The organism is Haloparvum sedimenti, assembly GCF_001462205.1.
In the GTDB taxonomy this organism is placed as follows: Archaea; Halobacteriota; Halobacteria; order Halobacteriales; family Haloferacaceae; genus Haloparvum; species Haloparvum sedimenti.
In genome coordinates, this window is the sequence record NZ_LKIR01000121.1 from 210,482 (window position 1) to 226,737 (window position 16,256).

Here is a 16,256-nt window from a genome sequence, read left to right on the forward strand (position 1 = left end):
GAGGTGTTGCTGTCGCAAGCAGCAGGCTCGACAACAGAAACAGGATAGGAGCCGTATAGAGAGCCGGCTGGGGCTTTCGAGCTAAATATTCTCCACACGCGCCGACCGTCCCAGCCACTACTCTTTCTGAAACCGCCGAGAACGACCCTGAAACTCCCTCACTCCTCCCCCAACACCGACCGTCGCGAGTTCGTCACGACGATCAGGCTGCTGCCGGCCATCGCGACCGCCGCGAACAGCGGGTTCAACAGGCCGAACACGGCCAGCGGGATCGCGACCGCGTTGTAGCCGAGCGCCCAGCAGACGTTCTCGCGGATGCGCCGGCGCGTGCCGCGCGCGAGGTCGAAGACGGTCCGCAGGGAGCCGAGGTCGCCGTCCACGACGGTCACGTCCGCGGCGTCGGCCGCGCGGGCGGTCCCGTCGCCCATCGCGACGCCGAGGTCCGCGGCCGCCAGCGCCGGCGCGTCGTTGGTGCCGTCGCCGACCATCACCGTCGTCCCCTCGGCCGCGAGGCGGCGGACGGTCGCCGCCTTCCCGTCCGGCGGGACGCCCGCGAACACCTCGTCGACCGCCGGATGCTCGCGGAAGCGGTCGGCGCTCCCGCCCGCGTCGCCGGTGAGCACGCAGACGGTGCGGTCCGCGAACGCCTCGACGGCGTCGGTCCACGCCTCGCGGACGGGGTCCTCGACGACGACCACGCCGCGCGCCGCGCCGTCCCAGCCGACGACGACCGGGAGCGCCCCGCGCTCGTCCGCGGCCGCGACCGTCTCCGCGAGGTCGCCCTCGACCGGGCCGGCCTTCTCGGCCACGAGGTCGGGGGTGCCGACGACGACCCGATTGCCGTCGACCGTCGCCGCGACGCCCTCGCCCGGATGGCGAGTGAAGTCGGTCGCGTCGGGGATCGTCGCGGCCCCGACATCGGCGGCCGCCTCCCCCGCCGAGTCGGCGCCGTCCGCCGGCGCGGCCCCGCCGTCCACCGCGACGCCGGCGGCCGCCTTTTTCTCGCTCCGGGCGGCCGGATTTCTGTCGCCGTCGACGGCCGCATTTCTGTCGCCGCCGTCGCGGTCGCCGTCGTTGCCGTCGCCGTCCGCCGCCGCCAGCACCGCGTCAGCGACCGGGTGGTCCGAGAACCGCTCCGCGGCGGCGGCGTAGCGCAGCGTCTCGGCCGCGCCGACCACCTCGGCCACGCGCATCTCGCCGGTGGTGAGGGTGCCGGTCTTGTCGAAGACCACCGTGTCGGCGTCGGGCGCGGTCTCGAACACCGCGTCGTCGGTCACGACCACGCCGCGCTCGAGCGCGTCGCGCAGGCCGGCCGAGACCGCGAGCGGCGTCGCCAGCCCCATCGCGCACGGGCAGGAGACGACGAGGACGGTCAGGCCGGCGAGCAGTGCGGCCGCGACCGTCGCGTCGGTCGCGAGCTGCCAGAGGGCGACGGCGGCCCCCAACACGAGTACGAGCGGGACGAAGACCGTCGCGAGCGCGTCCGCGAGTCGCTGCACGCCGGGCGTCGTGCTCTGGATCTCCCACAGCGCGGCGGCGATGCGGTCGGCCGTGCTCTCGGCGGCCGGTCCGACCCGGACCACGAGGGCGTCGTCGACCGCGACCGCGCCGCCGACCACGCCGTCGCCCGGCCGCTTCGTGACCGGCAGCGACTCGCCGGTGAGCACCGACTCGTCCACGTCCGCGACGCCCTCGGCGACGGTGCCGTCGACGGGGACCCGGTCCCCCGGTCTGACGAGCACCTCGTCGCCCGGTTCCAGGTCCGCGACCGAGATCGTCTCGCGGCTACCGTCCGCGGCGAGCCGGGTCGCCTCGCTCACGCGAGCCGCCGTGAGCGCGGAGAGCCGCTCGGTCGCCGTCGCGCGGACGCCGGACTCGTAGTAGCGACCGAGCGTCACGACGAGGACCACGGCGACGCTCACGTCGTAGTAGAGGTGGGTGCTCCCCGTCGCCAACGCCACAGTGCTGTACGCGTACGCCGACAGCGTGGCGATCGAGACGAGCAAGTCCATGTTCGGGCGCCGCGTCCGGAGGCTCACCCACGCGCCGCGGAGCATCGGCGCGCCGGTGTAGCCGACGACGACCGCGGTCGCCAGCGCGATGAAGACCAGCGGGAGGTACTGTCCCACTGCGGTCGTCGTGTCCACCTCGAGGACGCCGGTCTCGACGCCGACGTAGCTCGGGTACAGCGAGAAGAGGTACCACGGCATCACCAGCATCGCGAAGAACCCGCCGACGACGAGCCGCTGCACCGTCTCGTCGCGCCGGTCGCGGCGGGCCGCGTCGCTGTCGGCCGCTCCCCCAGCGCCCCCGGCCGCTCCCGCGTACGCCGGACGGAAGGCGTAGCCGTATCCCGAGAGCGCGCCCGGCAGGTCCGCCTCGTCGATCCGGTCGAGATCGTAGGTGACGCGGGCGGTCTCGGTACCGTAGTTGGCCTCGACCGCGTACACGCCGGGGGTCTCCTCGCCCCGGAGGTCGAGGAACGCCTCGCAGGTCGTACAGTGCATCCCCTCGACCGCGAGGAACGCCTCCGCGGCGTCGTCTGGACCGTTGGGGGCGCGCTCCGAGACGGATGCCGTTTCGTCGGCGCCGGATCGGCCGCCGTCTGCGTCGGGATTCGCACGGTCGGGATCGTCGAGCGCGCGGGCGACCTCCAGACAGCCGCGACAGCAGAAGTCGCCGTCCACGTCGGCGGCCGTCAGCGAGCTCCCGTCGGTCGGCAGCCCGCAGAGGCGACAGGGTCCCATCGGGGGGACCTTCGGGCCGAGTCCCCGAGGCGATGGTTCCGAACGTGTTCGGCGGCGGTCGTGACGCCGGCGGCGACCCCGATCAGAAGGTCGGCCGCGTCACGGGTCCGGGTCGTAGATCTCCGGCTTCTCCTCGCCCTGCACCTCGAGGACGCCGAGCAGCCCCTTCCGGGCGACCCGGGTCAGCGAGTGGTCGACGACCTTGATCGGGCCAGGGACCGGCGTCTCGATCTCCGCGGCGGCCACGGTGCCGGGCTCGACCGGCGTCGTCTCGACGAACCGACCGGGGTCCGAGACGAGGTCGCCGTCGCGGTAGAGCTTGTCCCAGACGTTGCCGATGGCGTGCCACGAACTGCTGAGGTTCGGACCGCCGTTTGAGAGGTAGATCCGGACGCGGTCGCCCTGTTCGACCGGGATCCGGCCGTAGCCGTCCTCGGTGAACGCGTACGCCTCCCCGTTGAACGCCACGTAGGTCGGGTCCTCGCTCTTGGCTGCGTCGACGCTCCACTCGTGGTGGCCCTCCTCGCCCGTCTCGCCGTCCGTGTAGATCTCGTGCTGACCGAAGTAGAGCTCGCGGTCGACCTCCGGAAGCCCCTCCTTCGGCTCGACGAGGATCGCGCCGAACATGCCCGCGCTGATGTGGTGGTCCATGTTCGGCACCGCGCAGTGGTAGATGTGGACGCCGGGATAGGTGGCTTTGAACTGGATGGTCGCCTCTTCGCCCGGCCCGATGGTCGTCGCGTTGGCGCCGCCGCCGGGGCCGTACACCGCGTGGAAGTCGATGTTGTGCGGGAGGCTGCTGTCCTCGGGGCTCCGCAGCGTGAGGTTCACGGTGTCCCCGCGGCGGACGCGGACCATCGGCCCGGGCACCTGCCCGTCGAAGGTCATGTAGTCGAAGGTGACGCCGGGTTCGATCTCCGCGGTCACCTCCTTGGTCTCCAGCGTGATGTCGTGTGTGCGCGGCGAGCTCCAGTCGACGGGGTCGGGCACGTCCGTCGGGTCCGCCGCGATCCGGTCCACGTCGACGGACGCCGCCGGCTCCGCCGTCGACGTTCCCTCGGTCGCGGTCGCCGCCGCGGCGTCCGCGCCGTCCTCGGTACAGCCCGCGAGCGCGGCCACCGCGCCGATACCCGCCGCTTTCAGGAACGAGCGCCGTCTGCTGTGGGGATGTCGGGTCATTGGGTCTCTCTCCGGTTGATAATTACTCGATATTCCCCGTATAACTGCACAAATATTCTCAATTTGCGGGCAGATACCTGAACATCTGCGGCAGGTATTACTTAAAGGGTGTTCGGATACGCGAACTCGGCTCGGAACATGTTCGACGGGGGTGCCGTCGCGGTGATCAGTCCGTTCGCGGCCGCGGCCGGGACGGGCACGACGACGTCGAAGCGCCGGGCACACCGAGAACCGCCAGGGACGGACCGCGTCGAGAAACGTGCGCGTCGGAAGCCGACCGAATCGAGAAAAGCGTACGGCGAGGACTTCGGAGCCCCTCACTGCGCCGCCGCGTCGGCGTCGACTTGCGGGGGGAGGTCCTCGACGAACTGCTTGACCACGACCTCCTCGGCGCGGTGGAGCGTCTCGCTGCAGGTGGACTTCGCGAGGTCGACGCGGTCGGCCAGCTCGGTGAGCGAGCAGGTGCGCGGCGTGTCGTAGTAGCCTTCCTCGACCGCGCGGAGGAGCAGGTCCTGTTGGGTCTCGGTCAGCAGCTGGCTCGCCTGCAGCCGTTCCTGAATGTACTTGACGCGGAAGTCTAACCCGAGTTCGTCGAACTGCCGGCCCAACTCGGAGAGCCGGTCGTGGGCGCCGGTGACGTCGATGGTCGCGTCGCCGTTCTCGATCTCGACCGGCATCTCGATCGGGATGCCGGACCGCTTCGCCGCGATGAGCAGCATCGGCGCCGAGGTCTCGAACTGCACCGTCGCCTCGTGGTCGGCCCGGCCCATCACCGACATGTCGGTGACGGAGGGGTGCGACTCCATCGCGTCGAGGACGGCGCCGACGTCAGGGGCGGTTATCCACACGAGCGCGAACCCCGGACCGTCGCCCGGGAGCGCGGCGATCACCTGAAACGTCGCCGCCGGGAACTCGCGGGAGACGTCGGCCACCCACGGGCCGTCCGGCAGGTCGACGACGAGGCGTGCTTGTGTCATTGTCGTGTCCGTGTTGGTGGGTCGGTCCGTCGGCGTGCTGCGCCGACCGGGTCGGCCGAGCGTGGCTCCGTCGGGAGCCGGGGTCGGTTCGGGCCGCGGCCGGCGGGCGCGGAACGCGAACCCGACCGCCGCGGAACGAGCGTTACTCCACGTGGATGGCGCCCTTCATCCCCACGCTCTCGTGGGGGGTACAGACGTACCGGAAGGTGCCGCTCTCCTCGAACGTGTACTCGAAGGTGTGGCCCTCCTCGCCGCTCAGCTCCGACTCGAAGGTGCCGTCCTCCTCCGAGACGTTGTGGTCGCCACCCTGTCCGGTCCACTCCCAGACGACGGTGGTTCCGGTCGAGACCGCGACCGCGGGCGGGGCGAACTTGAGGCCGTCCTCCGCGCCGACCTCGACGGTGACCTCGTCCGCGTCGGTGCGGTCGAGCGTCGCCTCGTAGTTGTCCACGCCGTCGAACCAGCCGCCGTAGTCCGGCTCCTCGGAGAGGTACTCGTCGCCGCTGCCGCCGCCGTTGCCGTCGCCGCCGCTGCCCCCTTCCTCGGTTCCGCTGCCGCCCTCGCCGCCCCCGCCGCTGCCGCCGTCCCCGCCGCCCGAGCAGCCGGCGAGAAGCGTCGCGGTCGCAGCACCGGCCGTCACCTGTACGAAGCGTCGTCGGTCGAGGTCGTGTGCAGTCATCGTCGGACGAGTAAGCCTACGACGCCGAGTAAAAAGGGGGCGGCGGACGTTCCTACGGCACGACATCGGGGGTCGAACATATTCGTGTCGAGAACTTATAGGAGGGGTCAGAGCGGAACCTGTTCGCCGCCGCGGACCTCCGCCTCGGTGAGGTAACACTGCGGGTCGGGCGCGAACAGGTCCTCGTGGACGGTGAGCGCGCGCAGACGAGAGCCGCCGCGACAGAGCGATCGGTACTGGCAGTCGGCACACCGCCCGGTCAGCCGCCCCTCCCGGTTTCGGAGCGCGCCGAGTAAGGGGTTCGCGTCGTCGCTCCAGATGTCGCCGAAGGGGCGCTCGCGGACGTTTCCGAGACTGTACCCCTGCCAGAACTGCGTGAGGTGGACGTTGCCGACGGGGTCGACGTCCGCGACGCGCTCGCCGGCGGGGTCGCCGCCGTTGCGCTCGAGGTACGCCCGGATCCGCTCGGCGTGGTCGCTCCCCAGCTGGCGGTCGGCGTACTCGATCAGGTAGCCGGCGTCCGCGTAGTTGCCGACCAGCAGCGTCTCGATCTCCTCGCCTGCGTCGTGGTACTCGCGGGTGAGGTCACAGAGCCGGCGGACCGCCTCGCGCTTTTCCGCCGGCTCGAGGTCCGCGTCGACGATCCCCTTCCCCCGACCGCCGTAGTCGAGGTGGTAGAAGCAGAAGCGGTCGACACCGACGTCGACCAACAGGTCGATAACGCCCTCCAGGTCGGCCGCGTTGCGCTCGGTGATCGTGTAGCGCAGTCCCGTCTTGAGTCCGGCGTCCAGACATGCCTCGATGCCGCGGACGGCGGCGTCGAAGGCGCCCTCCTTCCCGCGGAAGGCGTCGTTGCGCTCCGGAAGCCCGTCGACGGAGACGCCCGCGTACTGCAGGCCCGCCTCCTTCAGCTCCCGGGCGTTCTCCTCGGTGATCAGGGTGCCGTTCGTCGAGAGTACCGGCCGCAGTCCCGCGTCGCTCGCGTGCGCGACGAGTTCCGGGAGGTCGTCGCGGACGAGCGGCTCCCCGCCGGAGAAGAGGACGACCGGGACGCCGAAGTCGGCCAGCTGGTCGAGCAGGGCCTTCCCCTCCGCTGTCGAGAGCTCGCCGGGAATCGTCTCGGTGTCCGCGGAGGCGTAGCAGTGAGAACAGTAGAGGTTGCACTGCTTGGTCGTGTTCCAGACGACGACCGGTCGGTGCTGTTTCCGCTCGGTGATCTGGTCGGCCGCGGACTCGTCGGCGGCGTCGTAGCGCAGGCCGTCGCTCTCGGCGTCGAGCCCGCACAGGAGCTTGCTGATCGAGATCACGCGCCGTCACCTACCTCGGGAGTCCCCTCGGTCTCCTCGTAGACGCGCGGCTCCGGCGGCGCGCGGTCGTCGGAATCTCCCCCTGAATCCGCCTCGACCTCGTCCCCTTCGCCGGCCAGCGAGTAGGTGGAGTACCGATGCGTCTCACCGCTCGGGCAGACCCACACGTCGCGGGCGTACCACGCGAACAGCTTGCCCGCCTCCTCGTGGGCGGTGTCGGGGTCCGGCGCGGCGACGGTGCCGACGTGTTCGAGCGGCTCGTCGGCCGCCTCGCGGACGAACACCTCGAAGCGTCGCTCCGTCGTCGCCCGTGGCGCGGCCTCCTCCGTCCGCGTCGCTTTCTCGACCATGGTGGGCGATTCGTCACCCCCGAATAAATCCGGTTGCGGGCGGTTTCAGCCCGTGGTAATCCGGGCGAAGGTGTTCGGTCGAGGACCGAAGGGGCCGGCGCCCCGACCTCCCGACGACCGATGTTCGACGACCTCGACACCGACCGCCGGCCGCTGGTGCTGATCTGGGAGGTGACGCAGGCCTGCGAGCTCGCCTGTCGGCACTGCCGGGCGGACGCGCAGCCGGCGCGCCACCCCGACGAGCTGACCACCGCGGAGGGGAAGCGGCTCCTCGAGGACGCCGCCGACTTCGGGGACGGGCAGCTGGTCGTCCTCTCGGGCGGCGACCCGCTCGCGCGCGAGGACCTCTTCGAGCTGATCAGGTACGGCGACGAGCTGGGGCTCCGGATGACGATCACCCCGAGCGGGACGCGGTCGCTGACGCCCGAACGCGTCCGCGAACTGGCCGACGCCGGGGTCAAGCGGATGGCGCTCAGCCTCGACGGCGCGAGCGCGGCGACCCACGACGCGTTCCGCGGCGAGGAGAGCTTCGAGGACACCCTCGCCGCCGCGGCCGCCGCCCGCGACGCCGGCCTCCCGCTGCAGGTGAACACGACCGTCTGCGCGGACACCGTCGAGGAGCTCCCCGCGATCCGCGACCGCGTGCGCGAGCTCGACGCCGTGCTGTGGAGCGTCTTCTTCCTCGTCCCCGTCGGCCGCGGCCGGGTCCTCGATCCCATCGCGCCGGACCGGGCAGAGGGCGTCATGGAGTGGCTGCAGGCGGTTGCCGCCGAGGAGCGGTTCGGCGTGAAGACGACCGAGGCGCCCTTCTACCGCCGGGTCGGGCTCCAGTCGGAGGGCGAGGCGGGCGGGGCTCGGCGCCGCGGGGGGATCACCGCCGGTCGCGGGTTCGCGTTCGTGAGCCACACCGGCGAGGTGTACCCCTCCGGCTTCCTCCCGGAGGCCGCGGGCAACGTCCGCGAGCGCTCGGTCGTGGACGTCTACCGGAACGCGGACCTGTTCGAGGCGCTCCGCGAGCCGGACGACCTGAAGGGGAAATGCGGCGCCTGCGAGTTCCGACAGGTCTGCGGCGGGAGCCGGTCGCGGGCGTACGCCGAGACGGGCGACCCGCTGGCGAGCGACCCCCTCTGCCCGTACGTCCCGGAAGGGTACGACGGCGATCTGCCGGCACGACAGGTCGGGACGGGTGGGGAGCATGGAGCCGAGAGCGACGAGCTCGTCGACCCGGCGGACTGACCCGCGCGCCGCCCCGGCACCGCACTCTCACACCGGCACACCGATGCCCCTTTGCTCGACAGGGTCCAACGCCGAGTCGTGCAATCGGCGGCCCCGGAACTGTTCGGTCTGCTCGCCGAGGTGGCGCCCCGGCTGGCGCGCGTGACGCTGTTCATCGCGGTCGGGGTGACCGCCGCCAACGTCGCGGTCGCGTTCGGGCTCGTGCGCTACGTCGCCGGGCTGTCGGGGCTTTTGACTCGCCCCGCGAACCTCCCGGACGAGGTCGGAACAGCCATCCTCACCACCGCCGCGTCGACCACTGCGGGCTACGCCACGCTGGCGGAGTACCGCGAGGCCGGCCTGCTGGACGACCGCGCGACGCTGGTGGCGGTGACCATCAACACGTTCTTCGGCTTCGTCCAGCACGTCTTCACCTACTACGTCCCGGTGTTGATCCCCATCCTCGGCTGGTACACCGGCGTCCTGTACGTCTCCGCGCGGGCGGGTGTGGCGCTGGCGATAACGGTCACGGGCGTGCTCGCCGGCGGCGTCCTGCTGTCGGAGCGCAACGTCGACCGGTCCGCGCTCGCCGACGTCGAGGCGGGCGGTCCGGACGCCGACGACCGCACGTCCCGCGAGCGCGTTCGGGACGCGCTTTCGAAGTCCGCGGGGACGCTCAAGCGGATCGTGCCGCGGCTCGCGGTCGTTTACACCCTCGTCGTCGCGCTGATCACCTACGTGGACGTGGACGCGCTGACCGCGGTCGCGGAGCCGCTGACCGCCGCGGTCGGCCTCCCGGGTGCGGCAGTCGCCGTCGTCGCCATCTACTCGCTCGACACCACGGCGGGCGCGGTCGCCATCGCGCCGCTGATCGGCGAGACGTTCACGCCGGCGCAGGCGGTCGCCACCATGTTACTCGGCGGCATCGTCTCCTTTGCGGTGTCGACGTTCAAGCGCTCGATCCCCTTTCAGTTCGGCATCTGGGGACCGGAATTCGGGGCGAAGGTCGTCGCGGTCAACACCGCGCTGAAGGTGCTGTTCATCGGGATCGCCGTGGCGCTGCTTTTGGCGTCCGGCGTCTGAACCGCCTCGCCCGCGTTCCTCACGCGCACCGTCCACACTGCTCCGCACAGCACCTCTCCGCACAGCACCCCTCCCTACAGCATCGCCCCGCGTTCAGTAGGGCCAGCGACCGCCGGTTTTCAGCTCCGTCACGTACCCCTCGTCGATGGATTCGCGGATCGCGGCACGGGACTTGTGGGGGACAGAGGTGCCGGCGTCCACGAACCGAACCGTCGCCTCGGCGACCTGGATCGCCACCTCCGCGAGGTCGCGGCGGTCGAGCTTATCGAGCGTGTCGGCGTGGGTGTGTCCCCACCCGCGACCGGACTGCTCGGAGGTCGTCGACGCCATCACCGCGGGGATCCCCTCCTGTGCGAACGCCCACTGGTCGCCGTGCGGCGAGATGGTCGCGTTCGTCGACAGCGGTGCGCCGAGGTCGTCGGTCACGGCCTCGAAGACGCGCCGCATCGGCTCGAACTCGTTGTAGCTCACGCGCAGGTTCCGGGAGTTGCAGGCGCCGTCGAGGTTGACGACGCACTTGATCTCCTCGTGTGCGATTGTCTCGGCGGCGTGGTAGGCGCCCCACAGGCCGATCTCCTCGGCCCCGAAGGTGATCAGGCGGACCCGGGTGTCCAGGTCGTCCTCGACGGTCGCCAGCAGTCGACCGACCTCCGCGACGAGGGCGGAGCCGGCGCCGTTGTCGTTGGCGCCGTCGGAGATGTCGTGCGCGTCGACGTGCGCGGTGAGGAGGACCGCCTCGTCGGTGTCCGGACCCACGTCCGCGACCGCGTTCACCGAGGTCGTCGGCTCGTTGCGGCAGTCGACCGCGATGGAGACGGTCGGACGGTCCGCGTCGCCCTCGCTTTCCCCCGCCGCCGCCGCTCCATCCTCGGCGAGCCGGGCCAACCGCTCGCCGACCTCCTTCGAGACGCCGACGGCGGGGATCGGGCCGGGACGGTTGTGGTAGCCGATCTCGCCGGTCGGCGGGAGCGCGCCCTCCAAGTGATTCCGGAAGACGAACCCGACCGCGCCGCGCTCGGCCGCGTTGACGTACTTCTCCATCCGGTGGATCCACCGGTCGGCCTCGTCGGGCGTCCGCGAGGAGGCCATCGCTATCGCGCCGTCGAGGTCCCCTCCGGCGGCCTCGAACTCCTCGACGGTGCCGGTCCCCACGTCCACCAGCGGCGCCTCGACCTCGCCCGCGGGCGTGCCGGGGAGCGCGATGACCGCGTGGCTCCCCTCGTGGGTGCGCTCGACCGGGTCCGGTCCGGTGCCGGTGACGGCGAGCGAGGAGTCGCCGCGCCACCAGCCGGGGATCTCGAACTCCTCGAGGCCGGCGTTGCGGAGACCGGCGGCCTCGTACGCCTCGACGACGCGCTCGGCGCCGCGGCGCTCGCCCGCCTGTCCGGCCATGCGGTTGCCGATGTCCGCCAGGTCGGTCAACAGGTCCCACCCGAAGTCGCTGGTCCGCGCGTCGCCGACGACGCGGTCCGGAAGCTCGGTCATGCGCGCACCCACGGTGGTTCCACAAAAGGACGTTCGGGTTCCGGCCGGGGAGGCTGGTTCCCCGGCGCGATTCTCGATCAGGAGGGGTACGGAAGCCGGATCAGTCGTCGACGATCACTTCGACGGGGCCGTCGTCGCCGTCGGCCTCCTCGTCGGGGCTCGCGGCGTCGGCGGCCGCGCTCTGTTTGCCCTGCCAGTAGAGCCCGAGCGCGACCGCGACGACGACCCACGAGCGCGGGTTCGCGAGGTTCAGGGTGTAGCCGACGCCGAACGGTTTCTCGACGAACATGCCCTTGCCGGGCTGCCAGTACGACGAGAGCAGGCGGCCGAGGCTCGGCCGCTCGAAGTTGTACGGGATACCGAAGAGTTCGCCGGAGGACGGTTTGTCGCTCATACCTCACGTCTCGGGCGCGGGGGATAAATCGTTTCGGCCGACGCGTGCGATGCGGTCGCGGTGCGTTTGCGGTGCGTTTGCGGTGCGGTCGCGGTACCGTGCTGTCGGCGCGCGCCGCGGCGACCGCTTTGCGCGTCGCCGCGACCGCGCGAGGTCGCCAGCGCGCTACTGCACGCTGGCTGCTCGAAAATCTCCGATTTTCGGTGGAGGCGGCGGCGCGGCCGCATTGCGGTGCGGTTCGCGGCCGCGCCGCCACCGAGGCTGGGGAGGCGTGAGGCTGCGGTGCTGTGCGGGGCGGAGCGGGGCGGGGTGGGACTGAAAGGGGCAGCCGGCTCGGTCCCGCCCGGACGACGCAAGCACCGCAGCGGGCGTTGCGGAGAGCGAGGAGCGCAGCGAGGCCCGGCGGGTCGAGCCGGCTGGGGCTTTCTGGATGTTGCTGTCCCGATCAGCGGGATTTGCGGAGACAGGTCCATCGTACAGAGAGCGGGCAGGGGCTTTCTGTCGGTTTCCGCCTCGATCCGCAAAAACTGCACCTGAGACAGAACCGGTCGAGTCACCACGAACTGCTTATCGATATCGACCGCGGCCCTCGACCGTCCGCAGTCGCTCCAGCACGGCCGCGTCGCCGACCCTCTCGTACCCCTCCTCGACCGCCTCAACCAGCGCGTCGGGCGCGGTCGCGGTCCCGTAGACGGAGCCCTCGAAGACGTGGAGGTCCATGGCGTGGTCCTCGACGTGGCCCGAGTGGTAGCCGAGACCGAAGTCGATCAGGTACGCGCGCTCGTCGTCCACGCGGACGTTCCGAGTCGTCGGGTCGCCGTGGACGATCCCCGCTTGGTGGAGCCGCGCGAGGTGTTCGCCGACCTCGCGGGCGCGTTCCGGCGAGAGCCCGGCCGCCAGGTCCGCGTCGCCGACGTGCTGGAGCGTCAGCGTCGCGTTCGGGAGGTCCACGTCGTGGACCAGCGGGGTCGGGACGCCGACGTGGCGCGCCTCGCTGGTGAGCCGCGCCTCCGCGGTCGTGCGCTCGCGTCTGAGCGTCGCGTCGAGTTCGGGATGGCGATACGCCTTCGCGACGCGGCGCTTCACCACGCGGTCCGCGTCGACGAGTTCGACGACCGCCTCCGCACCGCGGTTCGCGGCCGCGCCTATCGCGTCTGACCCGTGCTCCGACACCGTGTCCACACCCGCACCCGTGCCGGACGCCGCCGCGGTCGTTGGCGCCCGCGCGACCGTCTCGTCGCGCCGCCACGTCACCGGCACCTCGTCGGGCCGGAAGTCGGGGTCGACCGCGGAGTCGGGGATCGCGAGCGTGTCGCCGGCCGCGGCCATCTTCGCGCCCAGCACCGCGATCATGCCGGCGTTGTCGCGCAGGAACCGCGGTTCGGGCGCGTGGAACCGGGCGCCGCGCTCGCGGCACATCGTCGCCAGCATCTCGCGCAGGCGGTCGTTCTGTCCGACGCCGCCGCCGAGCACCAGCTCGTCGGCGCCCGTCAACGAGAGCGCGCGCTCCGCGACCTCGGTCAGCATCGCGAAGACGTGCTCCTGCAGCGAGAAGCAGACCGCCTCCACGGGCTCGCCGTCGTCGTAGGCGGCCTTCGCCGCGGACATGATCCCGGAGAAGGAGAAGTCCATCCCCTTGACGACGTACGGGAGGTCGAGCAGATCGTCGGGGTCGGCCTCCGCGGCCGCGGCTTCGACCTTCGGCCCGCCGGGATGGGCCCAGCCGGCGTGGCGCGTGAACTTGTCGATGGCGTTGCCGACGCCGGTGTCCATCGTCTCGCCGAGCACGCGGTACCGACCGTCGTGGAAGCCCAGCAGGTGCGCGTTCGCGCCCGAGGCGTTCAGACACACCGGGCTCTTGAAGCCCGACTGATGGCGCCCGATCTCCAGGTGCGCGACCATGTGGTTGACGCCGACCAGCGGCACGTCGAGCGTCCCGGCGAGCGCCCGCGCCGCGGTCCCGACGGTCCTGAGACAGGGGCCGAGGCCGGGACCGCGGGAGAAGGCGACCGCGTCGACGCTACCGGGACCGTACTCCGCCTCGGCGTGCGCGAGCGCCTCGTCGACGACCTCGGGGACCGCGTCGGCCATGTGCTCGGCCGCCTCGCGCGGATGAATGCCGCCGCTTTCGGGTTCGTAGGCGTCGGAGAAAATTGCGGTCTCGTCCGCGTCGGCGTCGTGGACCGCCGCGCTCGCACACCACGCGGTGCCCTCGATGCCGAGAACGATCATTCGAGAGCCGATCAGGCTTCTTCGGCTTCCGCGTCCGCGTCCTCGGCGCCGATCTTGTTGCGCTCGAGCATGTGCTCCTGCTCGACCTCGGTCGCGAACTCGGCGCTGTCGTACACCTTCGCGTAGCCGACCGTCTTGCGCATGCCGAACTTCGTGTCGAGCTCGTGGACGACGACCTCGTCCGAGCCCTTGTCGAGCGTGGCCGCCAGCGAGTCGCGAACCGAGAGACGGGAGGGGGTGGCCTCCTCGTGAACGATCTCGAATCGAACGTCCGTACGGTGCAGCATCGGGTTCTCCTCCTCGGAAATGATGTCGACGTCCATAGTCAGTTACCACTACGTCCCTTCGAAAGCAGTAAAAGGATTTCGAAGCGGCCCCTGCAGGGCCGGACGCGCGTCAAGTGCGGGGATCGGTCGCGCCGCCTCGTCCGCCGCGCGGCGACCCTGCCTCACACGTCCGCGACGCCAAGCGCCGCGAGTGCGGCGTCCACGTCCCCGTCGAGCGCGCGGAACAGCGCTCGCGCGTCGTCGACCTGATCGGGCGTCACCTCGACGCGGACCATCCCCTCGCCGGGCTGTCCGTAGACAACGCTCGAGCCGATCGGCGCCGCGACGATCGCGGGCAACGCCGCGAGGTCCTCCTCGCCGACCACCTCAATGACGGTCGGCTCCGACGCGACGAGGGCCTCCCCGAGCGCCTCCAGCAGCTTCAAGGAGAGTTCGCCCGCGGGGTTCTCGACGACGACTCGCCGCTCGCCCGCGCCGTCCAGCGCCTCGCGGATCTCGGCGGCCACCGCCTCCCGCTCGGTCTTGCCGTCCACGAGCGCCACGTCCGGCTCGCGACCGGCGTTCCTGAGGTGGTAGGTGACCACGTCGCCCACGGCGATCAGCGGGGCGTCGGGCGCGGCGTGGGTCTCACGGGCGGCGTCCGCGTCCGCGAGCAGCCGCTCGGCGTCGGCGTACACCGGTCCCAGCGGCTCCTTGAACGCGTCCCGGAGGTCCCGCGGTAGCGAGAGCATCGGCGGGACTCGGTCAGCGGACCTTCAGCGCGTACGACCCGGGCTCGGAGACGTTCATCTCCGTGGCGATCTCCGACTCCTCGGGGTGCGTGATGATGACGTAGCCGGCCCAGTCCTCGGTCAGCGAGGAGGAGCCGCAGAGGTCACACGTCTGCGAGTCGGGGTCGTTGACGTAGTGGCATTCCCGACAGGCGATGCGGTCCTCCGCCATCAGTCGGCCTCCTCACCCGTCTGCTCGCGGTGGCGGCGCTCCGACTCCAGCCACTCGTGTTTCCCGAGACCGGGCTGTTTGGCCGTCAGCCCGATCTTCGAGTCGCGCGGGTTGCGCTCGTCGATGCTCTTCGTGACGACGCGCACGCGGACGGCGTCGTCCACGCCCAGCACCTTGTCGGAGTCCGAGGAGGCGAGCTGCTGGTTCGCCCCGTCGAACGTGAGGTACTCGTCGGTGATCTGCGAGACGTGGAGCAGCCCGTCGACCGGGCCGATGCCGACGAAGGCGCCGAACTCGACGGTCTCGACGACCGTCCCGTCGACGACCTCCTGCATGTCCGGGTCGAAGGTGAGCGCGTCGAACTCCACCTCGTAGTAGACGCCCGGGCGGTTTGGCAGCACCGCCCCCTCGCCGACGTCGTGCACGTCGATGACGCTCACGACGCTCCCGACGTCCTCGTCCATTCGTCCTTCCAGTTTGTCCTGGAGGAGTGCCTTCACCCGGTCGTCGGTGACGTCCGCCAAGTGCTTTGGCGGCACCTCCACCGTGTCCTTGAGTCGAACTCGCTTGTACATGCGTGGGCTATGGTTCCGTTATCGCCAGTGTGTTCCGACCCCTTAAACCGATTACTGGTACGTCCCGCGCCAGCACTCGGTCCTGCAGGGGGCCGTCGTTCGTCACGACGTAGTCGACCCGGCCGGCCGCGGCCAGCTCGACGAGCGCGTCGTCCGCGTACGATGCCTCGGTCTCGATCCGCTCGCCGCGCCGCGCCAGGTCCGCCCCGACGCTCGCAGCTTTCGCCTCCTCGCCGGCTCCCTCGCGGAGCCGGTCCAGCTCGGCCAGCACCGCCACGGGCACGACGACCGCGTAGACGCCGAGGAGCCGGTCGAGCTCCTCGAACGGCCGGACGTTCGCCTCCACCGGCGCCATCAGGACGCTGGTGTCGAGCGCGACGGTCGGGGCGGCCTCCGGCTCCCCCCCGACCTCGTCGGCGTCCTGCTCCGACGCTCCGTCGTCGGCGTCCGCGTCGTCGTGGTCCGGGTCGGCGCTCGCCACGGCCTACTTCAGCGTCCCGACGCCGATGAGTCGCCACCGCGCGCCGACGCGGCGATTGATGGCGATCTGGGCGCCCTCGGCCGCACAGACCGGGCGCTTCAGGCTCACTTCGCACTCGCCGGATCGCGCGCTCGTCACGGCGCCGACGGTCGTGGCGGTGCCGACGGTGAGCATCAGCGGCTCGCCGGTGGAGATCTCCTCGACCTCTCCCTCGCCGACGATGCGGTCGAGCAGGTCGACATCCATCTCGAACGCCTCGCGCGTCGGCGGCAGCGTGCCGGGCTCGCCCGCGACCTGCCCCGCCAGCGCGTCGCCCTTCGTCA

At 71.3% G+C, this 16,256-nt stretch carries 16 protein-coding genes and 1 pseudogene; 2 read left to right on the forward strand and 15 right to left on the reverse strand.

Annotation, left to right across the window (positions count from 1 at the left end):
- Positions 1–158: 158 nt before the first annotated feature.
- The 6 genes from AN233_RS08345 to AN233_RS08370 all read right to left on the reverse strand — a co-directional run bounded on the left by AN233_RS08345 (position 159) and on the right by AN233_RS08370 (position 7,239).
- The gene (locus tag AN233_RS08345; RefSeq protein ID WP_058366331.1) at positions 159–2,747 is read right to left on the reverse strand and encodes a heavy metal translocating P-type ATPase; all 2,589 of its coding nucleotides are present in this window, start codon (positions 2,745–2,747) and stop codon (positions 159–161) included.
- 99 nt (positions 2,748–2,846) lie between these two features.
- Positions 2,847–3,926 carry a copper-containing nitrite reductase gene (gene nirK, locus AN233_RS08350; protein ID WP_058366332.1) on the reverse strand — a complete coding sequence of 360 codons (1,080 nt, stop codon included), beginning with the start codon at positions 3,924–3,926 and terminating at the stop codon, positions 2,847–2,849.
- 317 nt (positions 3,927–4,243) lie between these two features.
- Entirely contained in the window at positions 4,244–4,903 is a 660-nt protein-coding gene (locus tag AN233_RS08355) for a helix-turn-helix domain-containing protein (protein ID WP_058366333.1), read from the reverse strand.
- A gap of 142 nt (positions 4,904–5,045) precedes the next feature.
- On the reverse strand, positions 5,046–5,582 hold the full coding sequence (locus tag AN233_RS08360; RefSeq protein WP_058366334.1) for a halocyanin domain-containing protein: 537 nt from the start codon (positions 5,580–5,582) through the stop codon (positions 5,046–5,048).
- Between the two features lie 107 nt (positions 5,583–5,689).
- Complete coding sequence (locus tag AN233_RS08365) at positions 5,690–6,889, reverse strand: TIGR04347 family pseudo-SAM/SPASM protein (RefSeq protein WP_058366335.1); 1,200 nt, start codon at positions 6,887–6,889, stop codon at positions 5,690–5,692.
- The gene (locus tag AN233_RS08370) at positions 6,886–7,239 is read right to left on the reverse strand and encodes an Htur_1727 family rSAM-partnered candidate RiPP (protein ID WP_058366336.1); all 354 of its coding nucleotides are present in this window, start codon (positions 7,237–7,239) and stop codon (positions 6,886–6,888) included. The genes AN233_RS08365 and AN233_RS08370 overlap by 4 nt, the downstream gene beginning before the upstream one ends.
- A gap of 120 nt (positions 7,240–7,359) precedes the next feature.
- On the opposite strand from AN233_RS08370, the gene AN233_RS08375 reads away from it, so the two are divergent.
- Positions 7,360–8,475: a radical SAM protein gene (locus AN233_RS08375; protein WP_058366337.1), complete on the forward strand. Its 1,116-nt coding sequence runs from the start codon at positions 7,360–7,362 to the stop codon at positions 8,473–8,475.
- A gap of 78 nt (positions 8,476–8,553) precedes the next feature.
- Complete coding sequence (locus AN233_RS08380) at positions 8,554–9,537, forward strand: hypothetical protein (RefSeq protein ID WP_058366338.1); 984 nt, start codon at positions 8,554–8,556, stop codon at positions 9,535–9,537.
- Positions 9,538–9,630: 93 nt separating this feature from the next.
- On the opposite strand, the gene AN233_RS08385 is transcribed toward AN233_RS08380, so the two are convergent.
- From AN233_RS08385 to AN233_RS17995, 9 genes and pseudogenes are all read right to left on the reverse strand, one after another.
- Entirely contained in the window at positions 9,631–11,022 is a 1,392-nt protein-coding gene (locus AN233_RS08385; protein WP_058366339.1) for a M28 family peptidase, read from the reverse strand.
- 100 nt (positions 11,023–11,122) lie between these two features.
- Positions 11,123–11,416 carry a DUF5808 domain-containing protein gene (locus tag AN233_RS08390; RefSeq protein WP_058366340.1) on the reverse strand — a complete coding sequence of 98 codons (294 nt, stop codon included), beginning with the start codon at positions 11,414–11,416 and terminating at the stop codon, positions 11,123–11,125.
- A gap of 567 nt (positions 11,417–11,983) precedes the next feature.
- Complete coding sequence (locus tag AN233_RS08395) at positions 11,984–13,648, reverse strand: bifunctional N(6)-L-threonylcarbamoyladenine synthase/serine/threonine protein kinase (RefSeq protein ID WP_058366341.1); 1,665 nt, start codon at positions 13,646–13,648, stop codon at positions 11,984–11,986.
- 11 nt (positions 13,649–13,659) lie between these two features.
- Complete coding sequence (locus AN233_RS08400; RefSeq protein WP_058366342.1) at positions 13,660–13,971, reverse strand: 30S ribosomal protein S24e; 312 nt, start codon at positions 13,969–13,971, stop codon at positions 13,660–13,662.
- A 125-nt stretch (positions 13,972–14,096) separates the two neighbouring features.
- A complete protein-coding gene (locus tag AN233_RS08405) occupies positions 14,097–14,666 on the reverse strand; it encodes a GTP-dependent dephospho-CoA kinase family protein (protein ID WP_058366343.1) in 570 nt (189 codons plus the stop codon).
- Positions 14,667–14,679: 13 nt separating this feature from the next.
- Complete coding sequence (gene spt4 / locus AN233_RS08410) at positions 14,680–14,877, reverse strand: transcription elongation factor subunit Spt4 (RefSeq protein ID WP_058366344.1); 198 nt, start codon at positions 14,875–14,877, stop codon at positions 14,680–14,682.
- On the reverse strand, positions 14,877–15,452 hold the full coding sequence (locus AN233_RS08415; protein WP_058366345.1) for a DNA-directed RNA polymerase: 576 nt from the start codon (positions 15,450–15,452) through the stop codon (positions 14,877–14,879). The genes spt4 and AN233_RS08415 overlap by 1 nt, the downstream gene beginning before the upstream one ends.
- Before the next feature lie 7 nt (positions 15,453–15,459).
- The gene (locus tag AN233_RS08420; RefSeq protein WP_281176547.1) at positions 15,460–15,933 is read right to left on the reverse strand and encodes a twitching motility protein PilT; all 474 of its coding nucleotides are present in this window, start codon (positions 15,931–15,933) and stop codon (positions 15,460–15,462) included.
- A gap of 3 nt (positions 15,934–15,936) precedes the next feature.
- A pseudogene (locus tag AN233_RS17995) lies at positions 15,937–16,256 on the reverse strand (translation initiation factor IF-2 subunit gamma); the annotation flags it as partial.